Raw genomic sequence first — 11,476 nt, forward strand, 5'->3', positions numbered from 1 at the left:
GGCCGCCGCCAGCTGCAGCGGGCCTCCGCCTTCGTTGCGTCGCTGCAGCTGGCGGCGGCCAATGTCGATACCCTCTTCGTCGTCACGTCGTGCAACGCCGATTTCAACATCGCCCGGCTGGAGCGCTACCTGGCGCTCGCCAACCAGGGGGGCACGAATCCCGTCATCGTCCTCACCAAGGCCGACATGGCGCCCGATGCCGAGGCCTACCGGCGGCAGGCCGCGGGCCTGCAGCGCGACCTCGCCGTCGTCACGGTCAATCCGCGCCTTCCGGACGCCGTGACGCAGCTTGCCCCCTGGTGCGGCGAGGGTCTGACCGTGGCGGTCGTCGGCTCATCGGGGGTGGGCAAATCGACCCTGGTCAACACGCTCGCCGGCCCGGACCAGGACCTCCCCCAGGAGACCGGCGGGATCCGCGAACACGACGCCAAGGGGCGCCACACCACCACGTCGCGCTCGCTCCACGCCATCGCCGGCGGCGGCTGGGTCATCGATACGCCGGGGATGCGCACGCTGCATGTGAGCGACGCGGCGGAGGGCATCGACACGCTGTTCGCCGAGATCGTCGAGCTGGCGCCCTCCTGCCGGTTCCGCGACTGCACCCATGCCCACGAGCCCGGCTGCGCGGTTCAGGCCGCCGTGGCGGAGGGTGCGCTCGATCCCGAACGCCTGACCCGGTGGCGCAAGCTCCTCGACGAGAACCGGACCAACACCCCGGTGGTCACCGGGCCGCGCGGCAGCCGTCGGCGCTGACCCTCATCCCGCCTTCACCCGACCTCCTGCGGACATCGCTCCCCGAATGCCCTTTCCCGACCGAACCCTCGTCATCGTCCGCCACGGGCAGAGCCTCGACAACGAGCGCGACCTCTTCTCCGGCATCCGCGATCCCGACCTGACGGAACGGGGCGTCGGCGAGGCGCGGAGCTGCGGGCGCCGCATGAAGGAGGTCGGGCTCTCCTTCGACATCGCCTTCACCAGCGAGCTGACGCGGGCCCGGCGCACCTTGAGCCTCATCCTGTCGGAACTCGGGCAGCCCGACCTTGCCGTCCACCGGAGCGCGGCGCTGAACGAGCGCGATTACGGCGAGCTCGCCGGGCTGAACAAGCGGGAATCGCAGGAGCGCTGGGGGGTCGCGCAGGTCCGTGCCTGGCGCAAATCCTACGATGCGGTGCCGCCGGGCGGCGAGAGCCTGGCGATGACCGCCGACCGGCTGCTTCCCTATTATCGGGACGAGATCGAATCCCGGGTCCTCGCGGGCCAGCGGGTTCTGCTGGTGGCGCACGGCAATTCGCTGCGGGCGCTCATCATGCATCTCGACGGGATCAGTGCCGACGCGGTCGCCGACGTGCATCTCGCCACGGCCCAGACCCTGGCCTATCGCCTCGACGAGCGGGGCAGGGTGGTGGAGAAGCGCGCGATCTCCGCCTGAGTCACGAGTGGACCGGCAGGCGGAGAGGCGCGCCTGTGGATCGGCGTCAGCGGGCTCTCAGGGCGTCCCGATCGCGCGCGAGCTGGCGCCGCGTCCGCATCGGCTCCAGGTTCGAAAGGGACATCAGCCGATACCCGAAGGCGAAGAGGGCGAGCGCCACGGCGGCGAAGGCACCGCCGACGATCAGCGACGCGATCGCCTCCGACCCGATGAGGAGCGCCAGCCCTTTGACGATCGCCACAAGGAGCACGAACAATCCGATCAGGACGAAGAGGGCCGCCATCAGGAACAGGATGAGCGGACGCGCCACCTGCCCGACCGCCGATCCGACCTCGGCCTGAAACAGGGCGAGGTGCTTGGAGAGGAGGATCTGGGTTTGCCCGATCGCATCGCCGACGAGGAGCAGGAGGCTCTTGTCATCCCGGCGGCTCATGCATCCCCTCTCATCGACGTGGTCCGATCAGGCCCGGCGGGTCCGTGCGCAGACAAGCCAGATAGGGCCGCCGGGGTTGCGCGGCAATCGCCGCACATTCCTACCCGGTACCTGCCTGCCCGGTACCTGCCTGCCCGGTACCTGCCTGCCCGGTACCTGCCATCAGATCGCGAGCCCGAGCTGGCGCGGTCCCTCCGTCTCGCCCTGCTGAAGGCCCGACAGGGAGACACCGAGCAGGCGAACGCTGCGGCGGAGCGGGAACACCGTGCGCAGCAATCCCAGCGCCATGTGCATCATCGCATCGCGGCCGGCGACCGGGGCCTCGAAGGACTGCGCCCGGGTGATCTGGACGAAATCCGAGAACTTCACCTTCAGCGTGACGGTGCGCCCCGAGACGCCCTTGGCGGTGCAGGAGGTCCAGACCTTGTCGATCAGCGGCGTCAATCGCTCCGCCATGGCGTCGAACTCGGTGAGGTCCTCCGAGAAGGTGGTCTCCGCCCCCACCGATTTGCGGATGCGGTGGGCACGCACCTGCCGCTCGTCGATGCCGCGCGCCACCGAATGATAATAGGCCGCCGAACTGCCGAAGGCCGCCTGCAGCTCTTCCAGGGAACGGGCCTTCAGGTCGCGGCCGGTGAGGATGCCGAGGCGCTTCATCTTCGCCTCCGTGACGGGGCCGACGCCATGGAACCGGCCGATGGCCAGATCCTCGACGAAGCCCGGCCCCATCGCGGGCGTGATCACGAACAGCGCGTCGGGCTTGCGGAAGTCCGAGGCGACCTTGGCGAGGAACTTGTTGTAGGAGACGCCGGCCGAGGCCACGAGGCCGGTCCGCGCGAGGATCTCGGCCCGGATCACCCGCGCCACCTCGGTGGCGGTGGCCAGCCCCTGCAGGTTCTCGGTGACGTCGAGATAGGCCTCGTCGAGGGCCACCGGCTCGATGATCGCGGTATGCTCGGCGAACACCGCACGGATCTCCTCCGAGATCGCCCGGTAGACCTCGAAGCGCGGCTTGACGAAGAGGAGATCGGGGCACAGGCGCCGGGCGGTGACCGAGGGCATGGCCGAGCGGACCCCGAAGACCCGCGCCTCGTAGCTGGCGGCGGCCACCACGCCCCGCTCGCGCGACCCGCCGACCGCGAGGGGCCGGCCTCGCAGGGCCGGATCGTCCCGCTGCTCCACGGACGCGTAGAACGCGTCCATGTCGATATGGATGATCTTGCGGACGGGGGTATCGTCGCCGGGGCTCGACATCGGATCGGGCTGTCACATCGGTGCGCGGGCAATGAGCGGGCGTCGTTGAGCAGTCATCGTGGGGAAGGCGCTGTGTTCGGTCTTTGTTCCTCGCGGTTTCAGGGGGCCGGGTCAACCCGGCCGGGGCTGGCGCCGTGGTCTGGACTTTCCCGTGATGGGGCGCAGGATGCCTCCCGGTTCTCCCGTGCCTCGCGGGGAACGGCCGGAGCCGGGCCGTCGTCCCCGGCTGCATGTCGAGCACGCGCCGGCCGGCTCGGCGCCGGAACGACCACCATGATGAAGGAGGACGGCATTCCCCTGCACCCTGGCGCTGCCCCTCTCGGACCGGATACGGGTGAACGACCATGCCGAGTATCTCACGAAGCGTCTCTTCCGGAACTCCCGCTGCGCCGTCGTCCTTCGAGCGGGAACCGATCGTGATGGGGAGTTTCGTGAAGCACTCCAGGCAGGCGCTCCGGGGACGACGCGTCCTGGTGGTGGAAGACGAGTACTTCCTGGCCGATGAACTGGCGCGGGGCTTGGCCGAGGCCGAAGCGGAGGTGCTCGGTCCCATCGCCACCGTGGAGGGCGCCCTCGACCTCCTCAATGGGCCGTCCCCGCCCAACGCGGCCATCCTGGATGTGAACCTCGGAGGCGAGGACGTGTATCCGGTGGCCGATGCGCTCCTCGCCCTCGGCGTCCCGTTCCTGTTCACCACCGGCTACGATCAGGCGACGATCCTCGGCCGCTTCGCGTCGGTCCGGCTGCTGGAAAAGCCGATGGATACCGCGGCGGTGTTGCACGCGCTCGACATCATCCTCGACGACAGGGCCTCACGGACGGACGCGGCCGGATAGAATTCGCTCGGCTCCGGATAAGACATCGACGGTCATTCGCGCGGGAATTTGATCGAATCCTTGCGCGAGAGTAGAAGTCACCCTGTGTTCGGCACGCTCGACCGGTGCGACGGCGAGAGAACGGCGAGCGTCGAAAGACATGACACCGACGGTGGTGCCGGTTGGGTTCGCGGGCCTGGATGAGGTGTCGATCACCGACGCGTTGGTGGCGCGTCCCGTACGCCCTCCCGACTACGAGGCGCAAGCCCATGCGCTGGCCGAACTGGCCCGGGAGCTGGCCGTCAGCCCGGACACCGTCCTGCAGCGCATCGCGGACCTCCTCGTCGGGATGGGCCTGGCCGGGTCGGCCGGGATCAGCATCCTCGAACCGGGAGAGGCCCCGAAACGCGTCCGCCGGGCCGCGATCGCTGGATCATGGGCCGCGCATCGCGGCGGCACCATCCCCTTCGCCGAAAGCCCCTGCGGCCTGGCGGTGACCCGCAACACCCCCCTGCTGTTCTCGCGCCCGCATGCCCGCCTCGCGGCCGCCTCTGTCGAGCCGCCCCTCCAGGAGCTCCTGATGGTGCCGTTCCATGCCGGCGACGAGCCGGTCGGTACGCTCTGGGTCGGCACGCATGACCTCGATTACACCTTCGACGGCGAGGATCTCAGGCTGCTCACGCGGCTGACGCACTTTGCCTCCGCCGCCTGCGTCATGACCCGTGCCCTCGATGAGGCGCGGCCCCAGGGGCTGCGCGGAACGGAAGCGTGGCATCGTGCCGACCTGGAGCGGGAGGTGAGCGAGCGCATGGCCGGGCTGCAGCGGAGCCGCGACCTGCTCCAGACCACGCTGGACAGCTCCATGGACATGATCCAGGTCTTCGAGGCCGTCCGGGACGCTTCGGGCGAGATCGTCGATTTCCGCTGGCGGCTGAACAACCACACCGCGGAACGGACCCTTGGCGAGGTGAGGGGGCAAAGCCTGGTCGAACGCAGTCCGGGCGTGGTTCGGGACGGCATCTTCGACGTCTTCCGGCAGGTCGTGGAGACGGGCCTGCCCTCGGTCGCCGAGCGTCGCCATGCGCACGGGCGATGCGACGGCTGGTTCCATCAATCGGTGGTGAAGCTCGGCGACGGCGTGGCCACCACCACCAGGGAGATGACTGCCTGGAAGGAGGCGCACGCGAAGCTGGAGGAGAGCGAGGCGAAGTACCGCCACCTGTTCAACTCCATCGACGAGGGCGTCTGCATCGTCGAGATGATGTTCGACGACCGGCAGCGGCCGGTCGACTACCGGTTCCTTTCCGTCAACCCTGCCTTCGATCAGCAGACCGGGCTCGGCGACGCCACCGGGCGGACGATGCGAGACCTGCTGCCCGAGCTGGAGGCGAACTGGTTCGAGACGTTCGGCCGGATCGCGCGGAACGGCGTGGCGGAACGGTTCGAACGCCGGTCCATCGCCCTCGGGCGCTGGTACGAGGTCTATGCCTTCCGCGTCGGCACCGCCGAACAGCGGCAGGTTGCCCTCCTGTTCAAGGACATCCAGCCTCGCAAGCGCGCCGAGGCGGCGCTGCGCGAGAGCGAGGAGCGGTTCCGTGCCTTCGTCACGGCCAGCTCGGACGTGGTCTACCGGATGACCCCGGACTGGTCCGAGTTGCAGTGGCTGGAGGGGCGCGCCTTCAAAAACGTCCCGGACCAGCCGAGCAGGACCTGGCTCGACCGCTACATCCGTCCCGAAGATCAGGCGGAGGTCCGTGCCGCCATCGACCGGGCGATGGCGACGAGATCGATCTTCGAGCTGGAACATGCGGTGATCCGCAGCGACGGTTCGCTGGGCTGGTGCGTGTCACGGGCGGTCCCGACCCTCACCGACACCGGCGAGATCAGGGAGTGGCTGGGGGCGGCCAGCGACGTGACGGCGCGCAGGAGCGCCGAGACGGCGTTGCGCGAGAGCGAGGAGCGCCTCAGCCAGTTCGGCGAGGCCTCGTCCGACGTCCTCTGGATGCGCGATGCCGCGACCTTCCAGTGGATCTATCTCACCCCGGCCTTCGAGACGATCTACGGCCTCGACCGCACCTCGGCCCTCGCCGGCGACCACCTGGTGAGCTGGGCCGAGCTGATCGTGCCGGACGATCGCGAACGGGCGGTGGAGAGCCTGCATCGCGTCCGGGCGGGCGAGCGTGTCACCTTCGAGTATCGCGTCGGGCGGCCCGGCGACGGCGGCATCCGCTGGATACGGGACACCGGCTTCCCCATGCGCGACGCCGCCGGCGCGGTGTGCTGGATCGGCGGCGTCGGCCGGGACATCACCGAGGAGAAGGAGACCGCCGAGCATATGAGCGTGCTCGTGGCGGAGTTGCAGCACCGCACCCGCAACCTCATGGGCGTGGTGCGCGCCACGGCGGACAAGACCCTGCGCAACAGCAGCGGCCTCGACGACTTCCGGGAGCGCTACGGCACGCGTCTGGCGGCCCTCGCCCGCGTGCAGGGATTGCTGTCCCGCCTCGGGGAGGGCGAGCGGGTCAGCTTCGACGAGCTGATCCGAAGCGAAGTGGCGGCGCTCGACGACGAGGCGTCGCGGGTCAGCCTGAGCGGACCGAAGGCGGTGCCGCTGCGCTCGTCGACGGTGCAGATCTTCGCGCTGGCCCTGCACGAACTGGCGACGAACGCGCTGAAATACGGCGCCCTGGCCCAACCGCAGGCGCATCTCGAGATCCGCTGGCACGTGGAGCTCGCGGAGCCGGAGCGGGCTCCCTGGCTGCATGTGGATTGGCGCGAGCGCGGCGTGCGGATGCCGGCGCGGGATGGCCCGCCGCAGGGGAGGGGCTCGGGGCGCGAACTGATCGAGCGGGCGCTGCCCTACCAGCTCGGCGCCAGAACGACCTTCGTGATGGAACCGGACGGCGTCCACTGCACCATCGCACTGCCCGTGTCGGGACATACGATCCGGGAGAGAGCCAAAGCCGCCTCACGGCGGAGTTCGGAGCCGGCCGATCCCGGAGGATGAGGAGGCCGGCCCGCTCGCATGCGCCGCCAGGAGACGCCCCGAAAGTGGAGTCCCGGACGGGGCGGCGGCGATCGCAACACCACGCGACGGCCGGCACCGCCCTCCGCAAGCTATTCCCCCTCCATCCGATGAGGTTAACCGGCGAGGATCGAGCCTTTAATGCAGGTGAATGACCCTGCAATGACAATTCCCTATTCATGCCCTATGTGCGAGGAAGAAAGAATGCCGCACTACTTCATCCGCAAGCTTGAGCAGTTCACGAAGCTCTCCTGCGACGACCGGCAGGCCTTGGAGAACGCGGTCTGCAAAAGGCGGACCATTGCGAAGCACGCCGACATCATCAGCGAGGGTGACGATCCTCATCACGTCAACCTGATCCTGGACGGATGGGCGTGCCGCTACAAGCATCTCGACGATGGCCGGCGCCAGATCATCTCCCTCTTCGTGCCCGGCGACCTCTGCGACAGCCACGTCTACCTCCTGCGCGAGATGGACCATTCCATCGTGGCCCTCACCCCCGTCAGACTGGCCGAGATCTCGCGCGCCGCGCTGGAGCAGGTGGCCAACGACAATGTGCGGGTGACGAAGGCGCTGTGGTGGAACACCCTGGTGACGGTGGCGGTTCAGCGCGAATGGACCGTCAACCTCGGCCAGCGCACCGCCCTGGAGCGCCTCGGCCACCTTTTCTGCGAACTGTTCCTGCGTCTGCGCGGGGTCGGTCTGACGGATGGCCCCAGCTATGAGCTCCCCCTGACCCAGGTGGAACTGGCGGATGCCCTGGGTCTCTCGAACGTGCACATCAACCGCACGCTCCAGGACTTGCGGCGTGCCGGCCTGATCGTGCTCAAGGGCGGACGCCTGACCATTCCCGACTTCGATGCCCTGCAGAGGGCATCGCTGTTCAACCCGAACTACCTGCACATCGACCGCGAAGGTCGTCACTTCGATGCCGACGGATCGGTGTGATGCCGAACCGGTTTCCCCTCAAGCACCCCGTGGAACTGCGATGACGATGGGATCAGACCCGACGGGCGCCGAGGAACGGGTGGCGCTGCTGGCCGAGCTGCAGCACCGGGTGCGCAACACCCTGGCGACGATGCGGCTGATCGCCCGGCGCTCGGCGGAATTCAGCGAGAGCCTGGAGGACTACACCGCGCATCTCGACGGGCGGCTGGCCGCCTTGGCACGGGTGCAGAACGTCATCATCCAGAACCCCACGGCCGGGGTCGATCTCGACCGCCTCGTCACCGACGAGCTCACGAGCGCGCTCGCCTACCAGGATGGGCGCACGTGTGTGGACGGACCGGATCTGAGGCTGCATCTGCGCGCGGCCGAGCCCCTCGCCCTCGCCCTGCACGAACTCTCGACGAACGCCCTCAAGTTCGGAGCCCTGGCCACGCCGACGGGCCGCCTCACGGTGATCTGGCGGATCGAGGAACGGGAGGGCGCCCCCCACCTCGTCTTCGACTGGCTGGAGCGTGGCGTGCCCCTGAACGAGGACGAGCCTCGTCGCAGGGGATTCGGCACGGTCGTGCTGGAAGAGATGCTGGCCTACAACCTGAAGGCCGCGACGAGCCTCACCTTCGCGCCCGACGGCCTGCATTTCCGCCTGGCGCTGCCCCTCACCAGCCGGACCTTGCATGCCGGGACCGGCCACGCCTCGCCGCTCCTCCACCCGCCGGACGGCCAACTCGACGCGGGTTTCGCAGACGTGCCCCGGGTTCTGCGAAACCCGCCGGGCGGGCCATGGAAAGACGCCTCGCGCCGGTAGGGCGCGGCGTTCTTCTCCTCGGCGGCGGGCACCTGCGCCGTCACGACAGGCCCAGAGCCGTCGCGAGGTGCTCGCGCGCCCGGCTCACCCGGCTCTTCACGGTACCGACCGGACAGCCGAGGATGGCGGCCGCTTCCTCGTGCCGGAGCCCGTCCACCGTCACCAGCAGCAAGGTCTCGCGCTGCTCCGCGGGGAGGGCGTCCAGGGCGCCCTGCAACGCGACGAGCGCGACCCGGTGCTCCTGGTCGGGGGGCGAGGACAAGGCCCCCGCGATGGCCCCGTCGACGTCCTCGATCTCGCGGCGCAGGCGCTTGCGCTGGTTCAGGTGGGTGTTGCGCAGGATCGTGAACAACCACGCGACGAGGTTGGTGCCGTCCTTGAAGCGGGACCGGTGTTCCCAGGCCCGCATCAAGGTCGCCTGCACCATGTCGTCGGCCTCCGCGGTGTTGCCGGTACGAAGGAGGGCGAAGCGGCGTAGGCGCGGCACGAGGGCGATGAGGTCGTCGCCGAACGCCTTGGTGATCTGGCGTTCCGCCTCCGCGTCGAGCAGGGCGGCCCTCAGTCGAAGCAGGACCCGGCCGAGGCGCGTATCGGTGTCGACCGCGCTTGCGCTGGGAATGAGTTCGTCCAGTCGCCGTCCGATCTGGTCCTGGACATGACGAGGCAATCCCTCGCTCGGCGAAGGTTCTTCGGAGATTATACTGACATGCATAGGGAGGATTCGTCCTTTTTCCGGACAACGACCGGGTGTGTCCGCCCCTCTACGGTGGAATATGCGTGTCTGGTTGTGGCTGATCGCTCGCGTTCACGTCAATGATACAGATATACCAGATAATATCTTGCGCGATCCGGAACCGTCGCTGGTCGTCCCCTGTTACGGCTCGGTTCCATCCCAGCAGTCAGGAAGGCGGTCGCAGGTGACACTCGGCGTCGACAGGCATGAGCTTCGGCAGATCGTCGCCGGCCTCAGCGAGGGCGTGATCCTGGTCGAGCCCGACCAGACCATCGCCTACGCCAACGAGGCCGCGCTCGCGATGCACGGGGCCGAGACCGTCGGGGAGCTCGGCGGGACGGTGGACGCCTACCGCGAACGTTTCGCCCTGCGCTACCGCAACGACCACACCCCGAACCAGTATCCGATGGAACGGGTCGTCTCGGGCGAGCGCTTCCACGACGTCATCGTCGAGGTGACGCGGACCGACCAGCCCGATGTCGACTTCGTCCATTCGCTGCGCAGCCTCGTGGCCACGGACCGCGACGGCAACCCGAGCTGCCTCGCCCTCATCCTGAAGGACGTATCGGGGCAGTTCGAGGCCGAGGAACGGTTCGAGGCCACCTTCGACGCCAACCCCGCGCCGGCCGTGATCTGCCGGCTCTCGGACCTGCGCCACGTCAAGGCGAACGACGGCTTCCTGGAGATGACCGGCTACACCCGCGACGCCGTGATCGGCCACAGCGTCTACGAGGTCGACGTGCTGGCCGGAGCCCGTAGCCGGGACCTGGCGATCTCACGCCTGAACAGCGGGGGCACCATCCCGCAGATGGAAGCCTGCCTCGATTTGCCGGATGGCGGATCGCGCTACGTCATCGTCGCCGGCCAACCCATCGAATGGGGCCAAGAGCCCTGCATGCTGTTCACCTTCGCCGACCTGGACCTGCGAAGGAAGGCGGAGACGGCCCTGCGCCGGAGCGAGGAGCGCTTCGCCAAGGCGTTCCACATGGCCCCGGTCCCGACCCTGCTGGCGCGCGTCGAAGACTTCTCCATCACCGGTGCGAACGAGGCCTTCACCCGGGTCTTCGGCTATGGCGCCGACACGGTGTCCGGGCGCTCGCCGGCCGATCTCCGGCTCTGGGTCCACGATGTCGCACGGATCAGGTTCGAGACGGCGGTGGCGCGCACCGGTCACGTGCTCGGCCTGGAAGTATGCCTGCGCCACGAGGACGGCACCGATGTCGACTGCCTGGTATCGGCCGAGCGCGTCGAGATCGGCGACCGGACGTTCGCCCTCATGGTCCTTCAGGACATCACCGAGCGCAAGCGCACGGAGCGCGAACTGTCCGAGGCCATCGAGGCGGTGATGGCCGACACCTCGTGGTTCAGCCGCGGGCTGATCGAGAAGCTCGCCAACCTGCGCCGGCCGGCGAGCGAGCACGAGGACGGCATCGTCCCGAACCTCACGGTCCGCGAGCGGCAGATCCTCGACCTCGTCTGCCGGGGGCTCGGGGACGATGCCATCGCCAGGCGTCTCAACCTGTCCAGGAACACGGTGCGCAACCACTCGGCGTCGCTTTACCGGAAACTCGACGTGCACAAGCGCTCCGAGGCCATCGTCTGGGGCCGCGACAACGGGTTCCCGCTATCCGAAACCAGCAAATAAAAACCTCATAACCAGTATATCTGCATCATTGCCGCCCGGAACCGGCGGGCCACTTGAGGGACGGTGTCAATCGCTGAGGCATTGGAGCACCCCGTGAGCGCGCAAAAGACGACCGACACTTCCGACAAGCTCAAGGGCTCGGTGAAGGAGGCCATCGGAAAGTTGGTCGGCGACCCCAAAGTCGAAGCCGAGGGTAGGTCTCAGCAGAAATCACCGACGCCCGACGTGAAACCAAAGACCACCCCCAAGTCGTAGCTCGGGCGACACGTCGCACCTCACGAACACCGTTCGCGACAAGAATATCGGCGCGACAACATCAGGAGAGACATCATGGTCGATGCGGATCGCATCACAGGCGCCGCCAAGGAGCTCGGCGGCAAGGTGCAGGG

11 protein-coding genes are annotated in these 11,476 nt (G+C 68.4%); 8 read left to right on the forward strand and 3 right to left on the reverse strand.

Translation table 11 applies throughout. The annotated features are described in order from the left end of the window. Together rsgA and MBTS_RS21705 are read left to right on the forward strand one after the other, a co-directional pair. On the forward strand, positions 1–753 hold a 753-nt coding region (gene rsgA / locus MBTS_RS21700; RefSeq protein WP_192216454.1), incomplete at its 5' end, for a ribosome small subunit-dependent GTPase A. Positions 754–799: 46 nt separating this feature from the next. Beyond that, entirely contained in the window at positions 800–1,429 is a 630-nt protein-coding gene (locus tag MBTS_RS21705; protein ID WP_147831272.1) for a 2,3-bisphosphoglycerate-dependent phosphoglycerate mutase, read from the forward strand. 46 nt (positions 1,430–1,475) lie between these two features. Here MBTS_RS21705 and MBTS_RS21710 read toward each other — a convergent pair whose 3' ends face one another. Together MBTS_RS21710 and dinB are read right to left on the reverse strand one after the other, a co-directional pair. Beyond that, a complete protein-coding gene (locus MBTS_RS21710; protein WP_056141751.1) occupies positions 1,476–1,862 on the reverse strand; it encodes a phage holin family protein in 387 nt (128 codons plus the stop codon). Between the two features lie 162 nt (positions 1,863–2,024). After that, positions 2,025–3,116: a DNA polymerase IV gene (gene dinB, locus MBTS_RS21715; protein WP_018043760.1), complete on the reverse strand. Its 1,092-nt coding sequence runs from the start codon at positions 3,114–3,116 to the stop codon at positions 2,025–2,027. A 419-nt stretch (positions 3,117–3,535) separates the two neighbouring features. On the opposite strand from dinB, the gene MBTS_RS21720 reads away from it, so the two are divergent. The 4 genes from MBTS_RS21720 to MBTS_RS21735 all read left to right on the forward strand — a co-directional run bounded on the left by MBTS_RS21720 (position 3,536) and on the right by MBTS_RS21735 (position 8,709). Beyond that, positions 3,536–3,952, forward strand: a complete 417-nt coding sequence (locus tag MBTS_RS21720) for a response regulator (protein WP_018043759.1) — start codon at positions 3,536–3,538, stop codon at positions 3,950–3,952. Positions 3,953–4,091: 139 nt separating this feature from the next. Next, on the forward strand, positions 4,092–6,938 hold the full coding sequence (locus MBTS_RS21725; protein ID WP_192216455.1) for a PAS domain S-box protein: 2,847 nt from the start codon (positions 4,092–4,094) through the stop codon (positions 6,936–6,938). A 222-nt stretch (positions 6,939–7,160) separates the two neighbouring features. Further along, positions 7,161–7,904, forward strand: coding sequence for a Crp/Fnr family transcriptional regulator (locus tag MBTS_RS21730; protein WP_147831276.1), 744 nt, complete (start codon positions 7,161–7,163; stop codon positions 7,902–7,904). 40 nt (positions 7,905–7,944) lie between these two features. Further along, positions 7,945–8,709 carry a sensor histidine kinase gene (locus MBTS_RS21735; RefSeq protein WP_187273385.1) on the forward strand — a complete coding sequence of 255 codons (765 nt, stop codon included), beginning with the start codon at positions 7,945–7,947 and terminating at the stop codon, positions 8,707–8,709. A 40-nt stretch (positions 8,710–8,749) separates the two neighbouring features. On the opposite strand, the gene MBTS_RS21740 is transcribed toward MBTS_RS21735, so the two are convergent. Further along, the gene (locus MBTS_RS21740) at positions 8,750–9,376 is read right to left on the reverse strand and encodes a sigma-70 family RNA polymerase sigma factor (RefSeq protein WP_147831280.1); all 627 of its coding nucleotides are present in this window, start codon (positions 9,374–9,376) and stop codon (positions 8,750–8,752) included. Between the two features lie 250 nt (positions 9,377–9,626). Between MBTS_RS21740 and MBTS_RS21745 the strand changes: the two genes are divergently transcribed. Then, positions 9,627–11,087, forward strand: coding sequence for a helix-turn-helix transcriptional regulator (locus MBTS_RS21745; RefSeq protein WP_147831282.1), 1,461 nt, complete (start codon positions 9,627–9,629; stop codon positions 11,085–11,087). A gap of 93 nt (positions 11,088–11,180) precedes the next feature. After that, positions 11,181–11,342, forward strand: coding sequence for a CsbD family protein (locus MBTS_RS21750; RefSeq protein WP_147831283.1), 162 nt, complete (start codon positions 11,181–11,183; stop codon positions 11,340–11,342). Positions 11,343–11,476 lie beyond the last annotated feature (134 nt).

Source organism: Methylobacterium bullatum (genome assembly GCF_014845095.1).
Taxonomy (GTDB): Bacteria; Pseudomonadota; Alphaproteobacteria; order Rhizobiales; family Beijerinckiaceae; genus Methylobacterium; species Methylobacterium bullatum.